Origin of the sequence: Kouleothrix sp. (assembly GCF_046328425.1) — a bacterium.
Taxonomy (GTDB): Bacteria; Chloroflexota; Chloroflexia; order Chloroflexales; family Roseiflexaceae; genus Kouleothrix.
In genome coordinates, this window is record NZ_JAXLWP010000018.1 from 139844 (window position 1) to 157963 (window position 18120).

Sequence of the window (18120 nt, forward strand, 5' to 3'; positions counted from 1 at the left end):
TCCGGCACACCGAGGAGATACCCATGGCTTCCGAATCGCTGCGCGACCTGCGCGAGTTCGCCGCCGATCTGGCCTGGCAGGCCGGCAAGCTCACCCTGCGCTACTTCCAGACCGACATCGCCACCGAGATCAAGGCCGACGCCTCGCCGGTGACGGTGGCCGACCGCCAGTCGGAGCGCCTGATGCGCGAGCTGATTGCGGCGCGCTACCCCGACCACAGCATCCTTGGCGAAGAAGAGGGCGAGACCCGCCCAGGCGCAACCTACCGCTGGGTGCTCGACCCGATCGACGGTACCAAGACGTTCGTGCGCGGCGTGCCGCTGTACGCCGTGCTGGTGGGCCTCGAGCGCGACGGCGAGGCGGTGGTGGGCGCGATCAACATCCCTGGCACCGGCGAGCTGCTGCACGCCGCGCGCGGCGAGGGCTGCAGCTGGAACGGCAGGGTCGCCCGCGTCTCGCAGGTGCCGCGCCTGCGCGACGCGCTGCTGCTCTGCTCCGACGCCGAGAGCATGCCCCAGTATGGCCGCGCCGCCGCCTACCGCCGCATGGTCGCCGCCACCAAGCTCCAGCGCACCTGGGGCGACGCCTACGGCTACGTGCTGGTGGCCACCGGCCGCGCCGAAGTGATGCTCGACGCCGACGTGCGGCTGTGGGACGCCACGGCGCTGCTGCCGGTGGTGACCGAGGCCGGCGGCACGCTGACCGACTGGCGCGGAACGCAGACGGCCGCCGGCGGCGAGGCGATCGGCACCAACGGCCTGGTGCTCGACGAGCTGCTGGCGCTCGTAGGCGCGCGCGGCGAGTAGCCGCGCGCGCGGGCTGCACAGCGCCTCGCTCTTCATACGCCGCCTGCTCACCATTGGGGCGAGCCTTGCGCTCGCCCCGCGCTGCACTTCTACCACCAGGGCAAGCCCTGCACGCATCTCGCGCTGCACTTCTACCACCAGGGCAAGCCCTGCACGCATCCCGCGCTGCGCTTCTACCACCAGGGCAAGCCCTGCACGCATCCCGCGCTGCGCTTCTACCACCAGGGCAAGCCTTGCGCTCGCCCCGCGTTATACTTCCACCACCAGGGCAAGCCTTGCGCTCGCCCCGCGCTGCACTTCCACCACCAGGGCAAGCCCTGCGCGCATCCCGCGCTGCACTTCCACCGCCAGGGCAAGCCCTGCGCGCATCCTGCGCTGCGCTTCCACCACCAGGGCAAGCCTTGCGCTCGCCCCGCGTTATACTTCCACCACCAAGGCAAGCCTTGCGCGCACGCCGCGCTTCAGCTGCCCGCCGCACAGGTGGGCGACGGCAAACAGCGCTGAGCATTGGCGGCACCTTCGCTCCGACAAACGCAGCACACACCTATGGTATACTGACCGCCGCAGTAGCATCACACAAACGTTCAGCTGGCCGCCTACCAGTGTCGGAGGTTCCTCGTGCGAATCGTAGCCATGATCATGGCCGGCGGCGAAGGGACGCGCCTGAGCGTGCTTTCCGAAAAGCGCGCCAAGCCGTCGGTGCCCTTCGCCGGTAAGTTCCGCATCATCGACTTCACCCTTTCGAACTGCGTCAACTCAGGCATCTTCGACGTGGCCGTGCTTACGCAGTACCGCCCGCACTCGCTCAACTCGCATATCGGCAACGGCAAGCCCTGGGACCTCGACCGCAGCCAGGGCGGCGTCCAGCTGCTCCAGCCCTACCAGGGCCGCCGCGACGAGAGCTGGTACAAAGGCACAGCCGACGCGGTGTACCAGAACCTCAACTACATCCGCGAGCGCCGCGCCGACGTGGTGGTGCTGCTCTCGGGCGACCACATCTACAAGATGGACTACAGCGCCATGGTCGATTTCCACCAGCGCCGCCGCGCCGACCTGACCGTGGCCGTGATGCACGTGCCGCTCGACGAGACCGACCGCTTCGGGATCATGACCGTCGACGACACCCAGCGCGTGGTCGAGTTCACCGAGAAGCCCAAGAACCGCGACAAGGGCACGCTCGCCAGCATGGGCATCTACGTCTTCAGCGCCGACGCGCTTATGCGCCGGCTGGGCGAGGGCGGCGAGGGCAGCCCGCGCATCGACTTCGGCAAGCACGTGATCCCGGCAATGATCACCCAGGATAAAGTCTTCGCCTACCCATTCGAAGGCTACTGGGTCGACGTCGGCACCATCCAGTCGTACTGGGAAACCAGCATGGAGCTGCTCGACTCGCGCAATACGCTCAAGCTCTACGACCCCGAGTGGGTCGTGCACACCCGCAGCGAAGAGCGCCCGCCCGCCAAGTTCGGCCCGCAGTCGCAGGTGGTGCAGAGCATGATCTGCAATGGCGCGATCGTGCGCGGCCGCGTCGAGCGCTCGGTGCTCTCGCCCGGCGTGTACGTGTCGCCCGGCGCGCTCGTGCGCGACAGCGTGGTGATGAACGATGTATGGATCGGCCCCGGCGCCGTGCTCGACCGCGTGATTGTCGACAAGAACGTGGTAGTTGGCGCCGGCGTGCGCCTCGGCTACGGCGACGACCTGACCGTGCCGAACAAGCAGGAGCCCGAGAAGCTCAATACCGGCGTGACGGTGGTGGGCAAGGGCGCGCACCTGCCCTCGAATATCAATATCGGCCGCAATGTGGTGATCAACGCCGACCGCGACGAGGAACACTTCCCCGGCGGCGAGGTGGCTTCGGGCGAGACCATATAGCATGTTACGCTCGGGGTGGTGAGCTTTGAGCTTCCCGGCTCTGACTCATAGCTCGGCACCCAGAGCCCAAAACTAAGGATAGCTATGCTGCGCACACTCGCACTCATCCTGGCCGGCGGCGAGAGCAAAGCGCTGAGCGCGCTCACCGCCGAGCGCTCCGAAGCTGCAGTGCCATTCGCCGGCAAGTTCCGGATCATCGACTTCGCGCTCTCGAACTGCGTGAACTCGGGCATCTACAATGTCGGCGTGCTGACACAGTACCGCCCGCGCTCGCTGCACGAGCATATCGGCGTCGGCAAGCCCTGGGATCTCGACCGGCGGATCGGCGGCGTACGCGTGCTGCACCCGTTCCTCACCACCGAGGGCGGCGACTGGCAGCGCGGCAACGCCGACGCCGTGCGCGCCAACCTCGATTTCATCGCCGAGCAGCCGATCGACGCCGTGCTGGTGCTCGCCGGCGACCATATCTACAAGATGGACTACCGGCCCATGCTGCAGATCCACCAGGATCGCGGCGCCGACCTCACCGTGGCCGTGCATAGCGTCAACCGCCACGAGGTGCACCGCTACGGCATCGTCACCGTCGACGCCGACGGCACCGTCAGCCGCTTCGAGGAAAAGCCGCGCCGCTCGCAGTCGAGCCTGGCCTCGATGGGCATCTACGTGTTCCGCAAGAGCTTCCTCATGGAGCTGCTGGCCGGGGGCAACGAGAACGACTTCGGCCGCGAGATCATGCCCAAGGTCGTGCGGCAGACCCAGGTGGCCGCCTACCACTTCCAGGGCTACTGGGCCGATGTTGGCACCGTGCAGGCCTACTACGAGGCCAACATGGCCCTGCTCGTCGAGACGCCCGCGCTCGACCTGTACGACCCCGAGTGGGTCATCCATACCCGCAGCGAAGAGCGCCCGGCCGCGCTGATCGGCGCCGAGGCGCGCGCCGAGGGCAACCTGCTGTGCGACGGCTGCCAGATCTACGGCCAGGTGATTCGCTCGGTGATCGCCCCCGGCGTGGTGGTGGCGCCCGGCGCCGTGGTGCGCGACTCGATCCTGCTCACCGATACGGTGGTCGAGCGCGACGCGGTGATCGACCGCTGCATCCTCGACAAGGAGACGGTGGTGGGCAAAGAGGCCAAGGTCGGCGACGGCGAGGATAATACCCCCAACCAGGCCGCCCCCGACCGGCTGAACACCGGCCTTACGGTGATCGGCCGGCGCGCGCGCATCCCGGCCGGCGCGATCATCGGCCGCAATGTCGTGGTGATGCCGCGCGTCAACGAGGATCGCTATGGCCCCGACTTGGTGGTGCCGAGCGGCGCCACCGTCGAGCGCTAGCCGCCCCACGAATCAGCAGGGGCGCGCTGTGGCGCGCCCCTGCTGTGCTAAGCCGAGACCCCGCGTATCGAAGCCTGCCTACACTTCGATATCGGCCACCGAGGCGACGATATGCGTCGGCCGATAGGGGTAGCGCGAAACATCCTCGCGGCGCGTGACGCCAGTGAGCACCAGGATCGTCTCCAGCCCGCTCTCGGTGCCGATGATGATATCGGTGTCCATGCGGTCGCCAACCATCACCGAGTCCTCGGAGTGCGCGTCGATCGTGCGCAGGGCCGTGCGCATAATCAGCGGGTTGGGCTTGCCAATGTAGTACGGCTGCACCCCCGTGGCCGCCGAAATCAGCGCCGCGACCGCGCCGGTTGCCGGAACCATCCCGCCCTCGCCCGGGCCTGAGACATCGGGGTTCGTCGCGATAAAGCGCGCGCCCGCCGCGACAAAGCGCATGGCCTGGGTTATCCGCTCGAAGCTATACGACAGCGTCTCGCCCAGCACAACGTACTCCGGATCCTGGTCGGTGATGATGTAGCCGGCGTCGTGCAGCGCCGTCGTCAGCCCGGCCTCGCCAATGACGTAGGCGCTCCCGCCGGGGTGCTGCGTCGCGAGGAACTGGGCGGTCGCCATCGCCGAGGTGTAGATCGCATTCGCCGGCACGTCCAGCCCGATGCGCTGCAGGCGCACCCACAGGTCGCGCTGGGTGTAGATCGAGTTATTCGTCAGCACCAGAAACTTCGAGCCGGCCTGCTCGAGCCGGCGGATAAACTCGTTGGCGCCAGGGATGATCTGCGAGCCAAACACCAGCACGCCATCCATGTCGCAGATGTAGTTCTTTGCCATATGTTCCTCAAGGGTGTAGGCCGCAGCTGCGCCCCCAGCAGCGGGCAGGCGGCGCCATTCTTACCGTGCATGCTGCACAGGCGCCGCGCCGCGCCACGAAGATGCATTATACCGCGATATCCCTCGCGCTCAACGCATTAGGCAGCTCTGCTATACTTATAGTGTGAAGAAGCGTACCTACTCTGCCGAGAGGTCGAATTACGAGGGTTCAAGCATGCTCATCGTACTCATCATCAATACCATCGTATGCGTGTTAGGGGCTCTGGGTGGCGTAGTGATTGCCTCGGGCAGCGTCATCAGCATCGCCGATATGAACGTCGCGTGGGCCGGTTGGCTGCTAGTAGGGGCTTTGCTCATCCCGGTGATGTTTGTGGTGTCGGGGGTAGGCGCGTGGCTGGCGCACTGGTTCGGGCCGGCCTCGCTCACGATCGGCCTGGTCGCGCTGCCGTGGGTCTATGGCCTGCTCTTTGTCGCCGCTATGCTGATGACATTCAAGGCCATGTAGCCCCCAACCTACAGCACGTGATCCAGCGCTGCCGCAGGCGAACAGCGTACCAGGCTCCGGTACCCGATAATGTACAAAGAGTCATCGATCGATACACTTTTGTGATCAACATGTTATGCTACAGGCGCGGCAAGCATGATAGGATATTCGCAGATGCACTGGCGAACAAGGTTCGTGAAATCTCACAGCTCGTCGCACTCGACAACGCAGCCTACAACGTAGCTAGCATCGCAGCACACCACAGCCCATTTTGCGAACCAGGCGCTCCCGATCACGGAACCAGTACGTTGCTACGCCAAACATACGCTGGTGCATCTTCCAATATATTTCCCCTGCTCAACGGCCCCAGCGCATCGCTGGGGCCGTCGCCATATCTTACCCCAAGTTGTGGCTACACCAGCTCGGCCACCGGCTGGGCGACGCGCCTGGGCAGGCGGATGCTGAACGTGGTACCAACATTGAGCGTGCTCTGCACCGTGATGTTGCCGCCCATGATCCGGCAGATATGCTGGCTCAGCGCCAGCCCTAGCCCGGCGCCATCGTACTTGGGCGCGTTCGGCGGATCGACCACGCGCTTAAAGGTCTGGAACAGCTGCGAGATCGCCTCGGGCGGAATGCCAATGCCGGTATCGGAGACGTGAAAGACCACCCAGTCGTGTTCGTCGGTACACTCGGGCTGCGCCGCAATTGTGATCACGCCCTGCTCGGTATACTTCGAGGCGTTCGAGAGCATATTGATCAGAATCTGCCGCACCTTGGTCTGGTCGGCGTACATGATGCCAATGTCGGGGCTGCAATCGATCACCAGGTGGTTGCGGTTCTTGCCCACCAGCGGCTGCACCGACGCGACCAGCTGATTAAGCATAGTGGCCACGTCGAAGGTTTCGAGGAGCAGGTCGAGCTTGCCGGCCTCGATCTTCGAGAGGTCGAGCACATTGTTGATCAGGTTCAGCAGGTGCTTGCCCGACGACTCGATCACTCCCAGGTCGCTCAGGAAGCTCTCGGCGCCCTGCTGCTCGGCCTGCCACGCCAGCAGGTTGGTATAGCCGAGGATGGCCGTCAGCGGCGTGCGCAGCTCGTGGCTCATGTGCGCCAGAAACGCGCTCTTGGCGCGGTTGGCCGACTCGGCAGCGTCTTTGGCCTGCAGCAGCGCATGCTCGACATGCAGGCGCTCGGCGATCTCGCGGCGCAGCGCCGCGCGCTCGCGCTGCGTTTCGCTAGCCGAGAGGTAGCTGATCAGCGCGACCATGGGCAGCATGATCAGCGCCGCCACCAGCACTGTGGTTTCGATCTCGTTGGGTGTATACGACCACGCCGACAGCAGCATAACCGTCAGCAGCAGCCCCAGCAGCGCAGCCGCCAGCACCAGCCAGATCTGCCAGGATCGCACCACCATGCTCGCGATCAAGATCGCGAACACCAGCGTCAGCGGGGCGGTGCCAACCACCGGCGTGCTGAGCATAGCCACGAATGGGCCAACCAGTGTAAAGCCGAGCATGCCCCAGGCCGCCAGATCAACCAGCCCGCGCCGCGCCAGAATGATCGCCGTGCCAAAGATCGTGATTGCCAGCACGACGAGCTTCAGGCTTGTCTCGGGGTTAGGCTGAAAGCACAGCACGACGACCACAAACAGCAGGGCCATCGCGATCATGCCCAGGCTTAGCACCACCACCGCGCGCCCACGCTGCTGATACTCATCGTCGGGATGAGCGATTGTTAGCAACCGGGCCAACATCTGTCGCATTCTCAGAACTCTCAGGCTAGGGCGATACTTACCAGATTATATGATATACCGATTGAGCATAGATTACGATCACGTTGCATTCATAAAAAGGCCCGAGAATCCCGCCGGCCCGGCTTACGGGCGCGAAAGCTCATAAGCTTTACACACATTTAACAATCGGATCACCCAGCGATAAATTGGCAGCGCTAGGATAGAGGCGTGAGAATAGCAAGGAAGAAACAGAAGGAGCTACACATGGTCACGGTCATTATCTTCGTTAGCGGTTACGCGATTGGCGGCGTGTCGGCGCTGCTGCTGGTTGGCCTGGCGCTGGTTGGCCGCCGGTCGCGGCTTGGGCAGAACAAGCTGGTGAGCTATGAGATCGAACACTCGGCGATCTGAGGTGCCCCAGCCAGCCATGCCATTCGGCGTGCCGCGCGGTCTCGAGGCGCTGCGCCTGATGCTTGAGCAGGGTTGGCGTATCGAAACCCCGGTGCTGGCCCGGCTCTCGTGGGCGCAGCGCAACACCGGCGAGCTATCGTACCATATTATCCTGGTGCGCGCCGCTCAGCGCAGCCTGGTGGTCATCCCCGAGTCCGCCGAGATCCGCCGTTTCCTCGCGGATCTGAATATCCCGGTCGGCTAGCCTGGCTGTTGCCACTTCCCTCTTCGGTTGCTACAATCAGCGCAGCGCGCCACGCGCGCCAGCCGCACCGGCAACGGGGCCACGGTGCGCATGTAGCGAACAAGGAGGTCGCATGGCAGAGCATTCCACCGAGCCGCCGGACGGCAAGCATCCCGCGTTTGTAGTACGCAGCCGCGCGCCGCTGAACGGCGGGCCGCCCCCCGAGCTGATCGCCCGCGCCGAGCACACCCCCGCCGAGCTGTTCTACGTGCGCAACCATGGGTCGCTGCCGAGTATCGACCCGGCGAGCTACCGGCTGACGATCGGCGGCTTGGTCGAGCGGCCGCTGGCGCTGACGCTGGCCGACCTGCGGAGCCAGTTTTCGCGCGTGGCGGTGGACGCGACGCTGCAGTGCGCCGGCAACCGCCGCGACGAGCTGCAGGCCATTCGCCCGATCCCCGGCGAAGTGCTGTGGGGCGCCGAGGCGATCAGCAGCGCGGTATGGGCCGGCGTGCCACTGCGCGAGCTGCTGCTGGCCGCGGGCGTGCTGCCTGCGGCCGCGCACGCCGCCTTCGCCGGCCTCGACGAAGTCGAGCGCCAGGGCCAGCGCTTCGGCTTCGGCGGCTCGATCGCGATCGACAAAGCCCTGGCCCCCGAGGTGCTGCTGGCCTACGAGATGAACGGCGCGCCGCTGCCGGCGGCGCACGGTTTCCCGCTGCGCGTGGTGGTGCCGGGCTACATCGGCGCGCGCAGCGTCAAGTGGCTGGCGGCGATCACGCTGCAGGCCGCACCGTCAAGCAATTACTTCCAGGCGCGCGCCTACAAGCTGTTCCCGCCGGCCGCCGAGGCCCACAGCGCCGACTGGCAGCAAGCGCTGATGCTCGGCGAGTCGTCGCTCACGTCGGTGATCTGCCAGCCGGCTGCAGGCGCGCGCCTGCCTGCCGGGCTCGTATCGATCGAGGGCTACGCCTATGCCGGCGGCGGGCGCTCGATCGCGCGCGTCGACATCTCGGCCGACGGCGGCGCAAGCTGGGTGCAGGCCGAGCTGCGCGGCCAGCCCACGCGCTGGGCCTGGCGGCTGTGGCAGGCGCAGATCGAGCTGGCGCCGGGCGCGCATACGCTGGTGGCGCGCGCCTGCGACACCGCCGCGAACACCCAGCCCGAGTCTGCTGCCTCGATCTGGAACTTCAAGGGCTATATGAACAATGCCTGGCACCGCGTGCTTGTGCACGCCGGCTGATACCAACTCCGTTTGATTACTTGTGTTTTCTTGTGCGGCGCCCGGCAATGCCGGGCGCCGCAAAAGAAATTTCGGGGGCGGCGAAGCCGCCCCGAACCCCACCATAATCAAGCGATCACTTTAGGACCTACGCCGTTGTGTCCATTTTCCGTGCTGCGCGCGGAAAATGGACACATCCCAGAGGAAAGAACCGCTCTGCCATTGGTATAGGCAGGCCGCCCTGCGGCCGTGGCGTAGTTCTTGCAGGTTGCCCGAGTAATCCCACTGTGTGTGCCGAGGTGCGTGAGCGTGGCCTGGTCGCGGGATTCGAGCAAGGACAAGCAAGGATTGCAACACCGGCTATGCCAAGCGAAAACCTCGATGTTCAAACAGCTGCGGCCAGCAGCTTGAGCGAGCGCCACCAGCAGCTCGAGCTGGGGCTGGCTGCGGCAAACATGGGCGCGTGGGAGTGGGATGTGGCCAGCGGCGCGCTGCACTGCACGCCGATCTGCAAGGCGCACTTCGGCTTCGCGCCCGACGCCGACATGCACATCCCGCAGATTGCCGCGCGCCTGCACCCCGGCGACATTGCGCCGCTCCGCCGCGCGATCGAGCACGCGATCGACGCGCAGGTCGCCTTCCAGACCGACTGCCGGGTCTGCTGGGGCGACAAATCGACGCACTGGATCCGCGCGGCCGGGCGGCTGATGCAGCCCGGCGCCACGCGCATGGTCGGTGTAACGCTCGACCTCACCGCCGAGCACTACGCCGCCGAAGAGCGCGCCGATCTGCTGGCGCGCGAGCAGGCGGCCCTGGCCGAGGCTCAGCAGGCGCTGCGGCTCCGCGACGAATTTCTGTCGATCGCGTCGCATGAGCTGAAGACGCCGCTTACGTCGGTGCTGGGCAACGCGCAGCTGCTCCAGCGCCGCACGCTGCGCGAGGGCAGCCTCTCGGCGGCGCACCAGCGCACCCTCGGCGTGATCGTCGATCAGTCGCACCGCCTCGAGAAGCTGATCAACGACCTGCTCGATATCTCGCGGATCGAGATGGGCCACCTATCGCTCGATGTCGAGCCGATCGACCTGGCCACCCTGGTGCGCCAGGTGGTCGAAGAGGTGCAGCCAATGCTGTACATCCAGCACACGGTGGTGGCCGAGCTTCGCGCGTCGCCGGTGCCGATCGCCGGCGACGCGCTGCGGCTCGAGCAGGTGCTGCAGAACTTGATCCAGAACTCGATCAAGTATAGCCCCGACGGTGGCCAGATCACGGTGCGGCTCGAGTCCTCGGGCACACACGCGCAGCTCAGCATCTCCGACCAGGGCATCGGCATTCCGTCGCTGGCGGTGCCGCAGCTGTTCAGCCGCTTCTACCGCGCCAGCAACGTGCACGAGCAGAGCATCAGCGGCATGGGCATTGGCCTGTACGTGGTGAAGGAGATCGTGTCGCTGCACGGCGGCACGATCGCCGTGAGCAGCCAGGAGGGCAGCGGCAGCACGTTCACGATCGCGATTCCGCTGGCCAGCGAGCGCGCACTGCAGGCGGGAATGTAATACGCTCTTCGCTTGATCACTTACTGACGGGACTTACGCGGTCGCCTGCGCAGGGCTGGTGCAACGTCGGCCCTCGCCCCCCTTCCCCCTCTCCCGCGTGCGGAGAGGGAAAGGAGAGATATTGTCGTGGCTGTGTGGTGCGGTCGCGGCGGCGGCACCGCACGCACACTGCCGCAACAGCCAGATGTGTCACGCACTCCCTGACCAGGGAGGGGTAGAGGAGGGGTCGAAAGACTTTTAACGATCGCCGCCTGCCTGAACAGCGGCGCAAGGGCGCAGGCGGCGCGTCGAACTGGCGCTAACTCGCGCATGCACCGTACGCGCCCGCAAGCTCGGCGGCGCGCGCCGCTGAACGCGCGCACCCCGACGTGGCTCACAAACTGGATGACGCCGCCCGTCCAGCCTGGGAAGCCGATGCCGAAGATCGAGCCAATGTTTGCGTCGCGCGCATGCTCGACCACGCCCTCTTCCATGCAGCGCAGCGCCTCGATCGACTGGATGTACAGCATGCGCTCCTGTAGCTCGCGCACGTCTTGCGGCAGGCTGGCCACCTGGCCGCCAAACGCGCGCAGGCCCGGCCACAGCCGCTTCGCGCCCCCGGCAGGGTACTCGTAGAAGCCGCCGCCGCCAGCCCGGCCCGGCCGCCCAAGCTCGCGCACCATGCGCTCGATCAGCGCCTCGCCCGGCGCGGGCACGTACGCCTGGCCTGCGGCAGCGGCGGCCGCGCGCGCCTCCTGCGCGATCGACAGCGCCAGCGTCAGGCTCACCTCGTCGAGCAGCGCCAGCGGCCCGGTGGGGAAGCCGGCCTGCAGCGCGGCATTCTCGATCGCGGCCGGCGCCACGCCTTCCGAAAGCATGGCCGCGGCCTCGTTCAGAAACGTGCGGATCACGCGCGAGGTGAAGAAGCCGCGCGCGTCGTTCACGACGATCGGGATCTTGCCGAGCTGCTGCACATAGTCGTAGGCGCGCGCCAGCGTCTCGGCGCTGGTGTGGCGGCCCTTGACGATCTCGACCAGCTGCATCCGGTCGACCGGCGAGAAGAAGTGCAGGCCGATGAAGCTTTCGGGGTGCGCGGCGGCCTCGGCCAGCTGGCTGATCGGCAGCGTCGAGGTATTCGAGGCAAAAAAGCCGCGCTCGAGCAGCAGCGGCTCGAACTCGCCGATCACCTGCTGCTTCAGCGCCTGGTTCTCGAACACCGCCTCGATGATCAGGTCGCAGCCTGCCAGGTCGCTGGGGTCGGCGGTGGCGTGGATCAGGCCCAGCAGCTCGTGCTGGCGCTCGGCGCTAATCTGCCCGCGCTCGACCCGCCGCGCGGTGACTTTGGCGCTGTAGCTCTTGCCGCGCTCGGCCAGCTCGGCCGATGTGTCCTTCAGCACGGTGGCGATGCCGCGCGCGGCGTTGGCGTAGGCGATGCTGGCGCCCATCATGCCGGCGCCCAGCACGCCGACTTTGCTGGCGCTCCAGCGCGGCACGCCGGAGGGGCGGGCCACGCCGGCCTTGATCTCGTTCAGCTGAAAGAAAAACGCGCCGATCATATTCTTGGCCACCTGGCCGGTCACCAGCTCGGCGAAGTAGCGGCTCTCGATCCGCGTGGCGACATCGAACGGCACCTGCGCGCCTTCCACCGCCGCGCTGAGGATGGCCTTGGGCGCGGGGTAGGCGTTGTGGGTCTGCTCTGCCAGCACGGCCGGCGCGGCGCCGATCAGCTGGGCTATGTGCGGGCTGCCGGGCGCGCCGCCGGGCATGGCATAGCCCTTGCGATCCCACAGCTGCGCCGGCGCGGGGTTGGCGGCGATCCAGGCGCGCGCCTGGACGATCAGGTCGTCGCGCGTTTCGGCCAGCGCGCACAGCCCGAGCTTCGCCGCGTCGGATGGGCGCATCAGCCGGCCCTCGATCAGGTAGGGCATGGCTTCCTGAAGCCCGAGCATACGCACCATGCGCGTGATGCCGCCGCCGCCCGGCAGCAGCCCGAGCGACACCTCGGGCTGGCCAAGCTGAATGGCGGGATCGTTCAGCACGACGCGGTGATGGCAGGCCAGCGCAAGCTCCCAGCCGCCGCCGAGCGCGGCCCCACCGATCGCGGCTACCACCGGCCGGCCCAGCAGCTCAAGGCGGCGCATCAGCGCTTTGGCGCGCTCGACCACCGCGAAGATCTCGGCGGCGTCGGCCGGGCCGAGCGTGATGAACCACTTCAGGTCGCCGCCCGCGAAGAATGTCTTTTTGGCGCTGGCGAGGATCACCCCGGCGATCTGCTCGCGCTCGGCCTCGAGCGTGTCGAGCACTTCGGCCAGCGCCGGCGAGAACGCGCGGTCGATTGTGTTCACCGGCTGGCCGGGCCAGTCCATCGTGAGGGTTACCACCCCGTCGCCGGCGCGCTCGTACTGGATGTGCTGTTGCATTCGCGGTATCCTTTTTAGCGTCCCTCCCGCTGCGCCTTCCCCGCGCGGGCGGGCGATGCCGGCCGAACTGGCGCGTGGGGCAGCCCGTGCTCGGGCAAGGGGAGAGTAGCGGGCGAGGCGTCAGAGCCGTTCAATAACCGTCGCGATGCCCATGCCCCCGCCGACGCACAGCGTCGCCAGGCCACGCCGCAGACCGCGGCGCTCGAGCTCGTCGAGCAGCGTGCCCAGCAGCATCGCGCCGGTGGCGCCAAGCGGGTGGCCGAGCGCGATCGCGCCGCCGTTGACGTTGATCTTCTCCCACGGCACGCCGGTCTCGCGCTGGAAGTGCATCACCACCGCAGCGAACGCCTCGTTCACCTCGAACAGGTCGATCTGATCAAACGTGAGCCCGGCCTTGTCGAGCGCCTTGCGCGCGGCCGGCGCCGGCCCGGTGAGCATGATCGTCGGCTCGGCGCCGGTGAGCGCGCTGGCCAGCACGCGCGCGCGCGGCGCCAGGCCCAGCCGGCGGCCGGCCGCCTCGGAGCCAACCAGCACCAGCGCGGCGCCGTCGACAATACCCGACGAGTTGCCGGCGGTGTGGATGTGCTCGATGCGCTCGACCTGCGGGTACTTCTGCTTGGCGACGGTGTCGAAGCCCAGCGCGCCGGCGCTCGCGAACGAGGGCTTGAGCTTCGCCAGGCCATCGAGCGTGGTCTGCGGCTTGATAAACTCGTCCTGCTCGAGGATCGGCAGGCCATTCTGGTCGCGCACCGGCACGATCGACTTCGCGAAGTAGCAGCTGGCGCGCGCCTGGGCGGCCTTGCGCTGCGACTCGCACGCGAACTGGTCGGCGTCGTCGCGCGTGAAGCCGTCGAGCGTGGCGATCAGGTCGGCGCCGATGCCCTGCGGCACAAACCCGATCGCCATGCTGGTGGCCGGGTCGGCGAACAGCGCGCCGCCGTCGCTGCCCATGGGCACGCGCGACATCGACTCGACGCCGCCGGCGACGATCAGCTCTTCCCAGCCCGATCGGACTTTCATGGCGGCCAGGTTCACGGCCTCGAGGCCGCTGGCGCAGAAGCGGTTGAGCTGCACGCCCGGCACCCGCCAATCCCAGCCGGCCGCCAGCGCCGCGGTCTTGGCGATATCGCCGCCCTGGTCGCCGATCGGCGTGACGCAGCCGAGCACCACGTCTTCAACCAGCGCGGTGTCGAGAGCGTGGCGCCGCTGCAGCTCGTGCATCAGGCCCACCAGCAGCGCGACTGGCCGTACCTCATGGAGCGCGCCGTCGGGCTTGCCTTTGCCGCGCGGCGTGCGGATGGCGTCGTAGATATATGCTTCTGGCATGGATGGTTCCTTGCTTGCAGGTTTGCGTACGAACTTTCAACCTTCAAACCTTGGTGCAGGCTATCACACCTCCGAACCGGTTTGACAAAAGCTGGAAGACGAAAGGCGGCGCTGTTTCGTCTTCCGTCTTTCGTCCTTCCCCCTGAAAACTCGGATCGAACCTGCGGAAGCCTGCACGTAGGGCTTACGCAGCTGGGGTGTTCAGCCTTCGGCAGAGCAGTGCTCGCTTCTGTCTAATGTTCGAGCAGCGCGCGCCCGATGATTTCTTTCATGATCTCGGTAGTGCCGCCGTAGATCGTCTGCACGCGCGTGTCGAGGTACAGCCTGGCGATCGGGTACTCGCGCATGTAGCCGTAGCCGCCGTGCAGCTGCAGGCACTGGTCGACCACGCGCACCTGCAGCTCGCTGGCCCACCACTTGGCCATCGCGGCCTCGTCGGCGCTCAGCTCGCCACGGTTATGCGCCAGGATGCACTGGTCGACGAACACGCGCCCGATCGTCAGCTCGGTTTTGATTTCGGCCAGGCGGAAGCGCGTATTCTGAAAGTCGGCGATCGGCCGGCCGAAGGCGCTGCGGCCCTTGCAGTAGTCGATCGTCCACTCCAGCGCGGCCTCGGCGGCGGCAATCGCGCTCACCGCGATCGTCAGGCGCTCCTGCGGCAGCTGCTGCATCAGGTAGCCGAAGCCCGCGCCCTCCTCGCCCAGCACATTCGCGGCCGGCACGCGCACGTCGTCGAAGAACAGCTCGGCGGTATCCTGCGCGTGCAGCCCGATCTTCTCGAGGTTGCGGCCGCGCCGGTAGCCGGGCATATCGCGCTCGACCACCAGCAGGCTGATGCCACGGTGGGCGCGCGCCGGGTCGGTGCGCGCCACCACAATCAGCAGGTCGTTCAGGATGCCATTCGAGATAAAGGTCTTCTGGCCGCTCAGCAGGTAGGCGTCGCCGTCGCGCAGCGCGCTGGTGCGAATGCCGGCCAGGTCGCTGCCGGCGCCCGGCTCGGTCATGGCGATCGCGCCGATCAGGTCGCCGCTGGCCAGGCCCGGCAGCCAGCGCTGGCGCTGCTCGGGGCTGGCATAGCGCAGGAAGTAGGGGATCACAATATCGTTGTGCACCGACATGCCGACGCCCATGAAGCGGCCGCGCGCCAGCTCCTCGGCGATCACCGCGTTGTAGCGGTAGTCGGCCAGGCCCGCGCCGCCCAGCTGCTCGGGCACGTCGGTGCCGAGAAAGCCCGAGCGCCCGGCTTTGCGCCACAGCTCGCGCGGCACAATCCCTTCGCGCTCCCAGGCCTCGTAGTGCGGCGCGACCTCGCGGGCGAGAAAGGTGCGAAACGCGTCGCGGAACATCAGGTGCTCGGCGTCGAGCAGGGTTCGCTGCATAGCTCTGCCTTCTGCTGGTGTGGGCTTCAGACGCACGCGTAGTATACACGATGCGAGTTCCAGTTGGCAGAAGCGAGCGTCAGCGCGCGGCGCGTGCTATACCGGCGGCGCGGCCGTGCCGCCACGGAGCGCCCGGCGCACAAGCGCGCCGGCATACGCCGCCACAAACGCGATCGCCAGCGCAGCCAGCGGCGCGAAGCTGCGCGCGATCAGTATATTCAGCAGCGGCAGCCACGCGCCGATCGCCAGCGCCCACAGCCACGCCAGGCGCGGCCGCGCCGCGCCGAACAGCAGGCAGGCCAGCACCAGCAGCCCCACGGTGACGCCGGTGTCATCCCAGGTGGGCCGCGTGTCGACAAAGCCGATCAGCGCGCCGATCGCCAGCGCGCCGGCCAGCAGCAAGGCGGTTGCGCTCCTTCGCATGGTGTGCACCTCCGTATGCTCGAGCGGTGAAATCGCTGCAAGCATACGCCGCGCCGCCGCCCGCCGCAAGCACCCGTGTGCGCGCTCAGGCGCCCGCGGCGGGCAGCCCGGTCATCTCGGCGCTGACCTGCCACAGCCGCGCGGCGGCGGCGGCGTCGTGCGAGGCGCGCGACGACTCGACCGCCTTGCTGTCGGAGAAGTACTTGCCGCTGACGCCGGCCAGCTCGGGCGACGACGCGACATAGATCGAGGTGGCGGCGCCCTGCGCGGGCGTGCGCATCAGCGGCGCGATCAGGCGGAAAACCACGCCCCACAGCCCGCCGTTGTTGCGGCCAAAGCCGGTGGCCACCGGGCCGGGGTGCACGGCGTTCACCGTGACGCCGCTGCCCGCAAGGCGGCGCGCCAGCTCGTATGTGAACAGCAGGTTCGCCAGCTTCGATTTGCTATACGCGCCAAAGGCCGAGTAGCGCCGCTGCCCCTGCAGATCATCGAAGTCGAGCGTGGCGCCACTGTGCGCCGCCGACGATACATTCACGATCCGCGCCGGCGCGCTGGCCTTGATCCGCTCGAGCAGCAGGTTCGTCAGCTGAAAATAGGCCAGGTGGTTCAGCGCAAACGTGCGCTCGATGCCGTCGACGGTGAGCTGGCGCGAGCCAAACACCGCGCCGGCGTTGTTCAGCAGCACGTCGATGCGCGGGTAGCGCGCGAGGATCTCGCCGGCCAGCCGGCGCACCTCGGCCTGCGATGAAAGATCGGCCAGCAGCACATCGACCGCCGGGTTGCCGGTTTGGGCGGTGATCGCCTGGGCCACCGCCGCGCTCTTCTGGGCGTCGCGGCCCACCAGCACCACGCGCGCGCCCATGCGCGCCAGCTCGGTCGCCGCCACCTGGCCAATGCCATTGGTGGCGCCAGTGATAATGATCGTCGTATCGTTTAGCGTGCTCACAGCCAACCTTTCTCGGCGCATAATTTGCTTGGAGTTCCCGGCAGAGGATACCACGGGAGCAAGTATATGCGAAATACGAACTGGCACGGCTACCGGATGGCGGCGTGGTTCGGCCAGGCGCTGCTGGCGATTGCGATTGTGGTGGTGCTGGTGCAGCGCCAATGGTTCGCGGCCGCCGCGCTGGCCGGCTTTCTGGCGCTATCGTTCGCGTTTGTGTCGTTTGAGCGCAAGCTGCCGACGCTGTTCGACCTGATCTTTGTGATCGCGGCGCTGATCAACGCCGGCGGGTGGGCGTGGAACCTGTACAATCAGCCTGGCCCCTACGACGAGATCGCGCATCTCTATACGATCTTCGCGATCACGCTCGCGGCAGGCTATCTCTTCTACAGCGAGCTGATGGAGAGCTTCTTCAAGCACCGGATCCTGTTCGTGCTGACGATCGCGAGCCTCGGGATCGCCCTGGGCGCGCTGTGGGAGGTGATCGAGTGGCTTTCGGATTTCGTGCTGCCGCAGCAGATCGTCTCGGGACTCACCGATACGATCACCGATATTATGCTCGACAGCGCCGGCGCGATCCTGGCGGCGCTGCTGAACCTGCGCGGCCTGCACGAGCAGTCGCGGGCCGATGGTGCAGGCGCCGAGCGCGCGCCCAGGCGCGGCTGAGCGTATGCCGGCGCTCTCGCTGCTGAGCTACAACTGCTTTGGCGTGCCCACGCCCTCGGCCCGGCGGCGGCTGCTGGCGCTGGCGCGCGAGCTTGCGGCGCGCGCCGACGACGTGGTGTGCCTGCAAGAGGTGCAGGCGCACGCCTACTCGCGGCTGCTGACGGCGGCGTGCGCCGCGAGCCATCCCTACCACAGCGCCGTGCCGTTCGTCTACGCTCCCAAGGGCGGGCTGCTGACGCTCAGCCGCGCGCCGATCGAGGCCCAGGAGTTCGTGCTGTTCCGCGCGCGCGATGTGGTGGCCGCGCCAGCCCTGATGGACTGGGCGCTGCACAAGGGCGTGCTGCTGACGCGCCTGCGCGCCGCAGGGCTGCCGATCGCGCTGCTGAATACCCACCTGAGCGCGAACTACAGCGCCGACTGGAGCCGCGAGAATCGCTACGCCCGCGTCGAGTGGCGCCAGCTCGAGCAGCTTGCCGGCCTGGTGCGCGCGCAGCCGCCCGAGGCGCTGGTGCTGG

17 protein-coding genes are annotated in these 18120 nt (G+C 67.3%); 10 read left to right on the plus strand and 7 right to left on the minus strand.

The window, feature by feature from the left end:
* The first annotated feature begins 23 nt into the window (after nucleotides 1-23).
* The 3 genes from hisN to glgD all read left to right on the plus strand — a co-directional run bounded on the left by hisN (nucleotide 24) and on the right by glgD (nucleotide 4010).
* Nucleotides 24-806, plus strand: coding sequence for a histidinol-phosphatase (gene hisN / locus U0177_RS17660; RefSeq protein WP_409571975.1), 783 nt, complete (start codon nucleotides 24-26; stop codon nucleotides 804-806).
* 618 nt (nucleotides 807-1424) lie between these two features.
* Entirely contained in the window at nucleotides 1425-2678 is a 1254-nt protein-coding gene (locus tag U0177_RS17665) for a glucose-1-phosphate adenylyltransferase (RefSeq protein ID WP_409571976.1), read from the plus strand.
* Between the two features lie 84 nt (nucleotides 2679-2762).
* Entirely contained in the window at nucleotides 2763-4010 is a 1248-nt protein-coding gene (glgD, locus tag U0177_RS17670; protein ID WP_409571977.1) for a glucose-1-phosphate adenylyltransferase subunit GlgD, read from the plus strand.
* Nucleotides 4011-4088: 78 nt separating this feature from the next.
* Here the strand turns inward: glgD and U0177_RS17675 are convergent, their stop codons facing one another.
* A complete protein-coding gene (locus tag U0177_RS17675) occupies nucleotides 4089-4847 on the minus strand; it encodes an HAD-IIA family hydrolase (RefSeq protein WP_409571978.1) in 759 nt (252 codons plus the stop codon).
* Between the two features lie 214 nt (nucleotides 4848-5061).
* Here U0177_RS17675 and U0177_RS17680 point away from each other — a divergent pair, with 214 nt between their 5' ends.
* A complete protein-coding gene (locus tag U0177_RS17680; protein WP_409571979.1) occupies nucleotides 5062-5352 on the plus strand; it encodes a hypothetical protein in 291 nt (96 codons plus the stop codon).
* Between the two features lie 391 nt (nucleotides 5353-5743).
* Here the strand turns inward: U0177_RS17680 and U0177_RS17685 are convergent, their stop codons facing one another.
* A complete protein-coding gene (locus U0177_RS17685; protein WP_409571980.1) occupies nucleotides 5744-7096 on the minus strand; it encodes a sensor histidine kinase in 1353 nt (450 codons plus the stop codon).
* A 234-nt stretch (nucleotides 7097-7330) separates the two neighbouring features.
* Between U0177_RS17685 and U0177_RS17690 the strand changes: the two genes are divergently transcribed.
* From U0177_RS17690 to U0177_RS17705, 4 genes are all read left to right on the plus strand, one after another.
* On the plus strand, nucleotides 7331-7477 hold the full coding sequence (locus U0177_RS17690; protein ID WP_409571981.1) for a hypothetical protein: 147 nt from the start codon (nucleotides 7331-7333) through the stop codon (nucleotides 7475-7477).
* Nucleotides 7452-7721: a hypothetical protein gene (locus U0177_RS17695; RefSeq protein WP_409571982.1), complete on the plus strand. Its 270-nt coding sequence runs from the start codon at nucleotides 7452-7454 to the stop codon at nucleotides 7719-7721. Before U0177_RS17690 ends, U0177_RS17695 begins: the two co-directional genes overlap by 26 nt.
* A 112-nt stretch (nucleotides 7722-7833) precedes the next feature.
* A complete protein-coding gene (locus U0177_RS17700) occupies nucleotides 7834-8940 on the plus strand; it encodes a molybdopterin-dependent oxidoreductase (RefSeq protein ID WP_409571983.1) in 1107 nt (368 codons plus the stop codon).
* Between the two features lie 341 nt (nucleotides 8941-9281).
* Nucleotides 9282-10469 (plus strand): ATP-binding protein, encoded by a 1188-nt coding sequence (locus U0177_RS17705; RefSeq protein WP_409571984.1) that lies wholly within the window; start codon nucleotides 9282-9284, stop codon nucleotides 10467-10469.
* A 20-nt stretch (nucleotides 10470-10489) separates the two neighbouring features.
* Here the strand turns inward: U0177_RS17705 and U0177_RS17710 are convergent, their stop codons facing one another.
* The 5 genes from U0177_RS17710 to U0177_RS17730 form a co-directional block, all read right to left on the minus strand.
* Complete coding sequence (locus tag U0177_RS17710; RefSeq protein WP_409571985.1) at nucleotides 10490-12868, minus strand: 3-hydroxyacyl-CoA dehydrogenase NAD-binding domain-containing protein; 2379 nt, start codon at nucleotides 12866-12868, stop codon at nucleotides 10490-10492.
* A 120-nt stretch (nucleotides 12869-12988) separates the two neighbouring features.
* Complete coding sequence (locus U0177_RS17715; protein ID WP_409571986.1) at nucleotides 12989-14194, minus strand: acetyl-CoA C-acetyltransferase; 1206 nt, start codon at nucleotides 14192-14194, stop codon at nucleotides 12989-12991.
* Nucleotides 14195-14427: 233 nt separating this feature from the next.
* Complete coding sequence (locus U0177_RS17720; RefSeq protein WP_409571987.1) at nucleotides 14428-15573, minus strand: acyl-CoA dehydrogenase family protein; 1146 nt, start codon at nucleotides 15571-15573, stop codon at nucleotides 14428-14430.
* A gap of 96 nt (nucleotides 15574-15669) precedes the next feature.
* Entirely contained in the window at nucleotides 15670-15996 is a 327-nt protein-coding gene (locus tag U0177_RS17725; RefSeq protein WP_409571988.1) for a hypothetical protein, read from the minus strand.
* 85 nt (nucleotides 15997-16081) lie between these two features.
* Nucleotides 16082-16942: an SDR family oxidoreductase gene (locus U0177_RS17730; RefSeq protein WP_409571989.1), complete on the minus strand. Its 861-nt coding sequence runs from the start codon at nucleotides 16940-16942 to the stop codon at nucleotides 16082-16084.
* A 66-nt stretch (nucleotides 16943-17008) separates the two neighbouring features.
* Between U0177_RS17730 and U0177_RS17735 the strand changes: the two genes are divergently transcribed.
* Together U0177_RS17735 and U0177_RS17740 are read left to right on the plus strand one after the other, a co-directional pair.
* A complete protein-coding gene (locus U0177_RS17735; protein ID WP_409571990.1) occupies nucleotides 17009-17605 on the plus strand; it encodes a hypothetical protein in 597 nt (198 codons plus the stop codon).
* Nucleotides 17606-17609: 4 nt separating this feature from the next.
* Nucleotides 17610-18120: endonuclease/exonuclease/phosphatase family protein (locus U0177_RS17740; protein ID WP_409571991.1), on the plus strand; the 511-nt coding region annotated here is incomplete at its 3' end.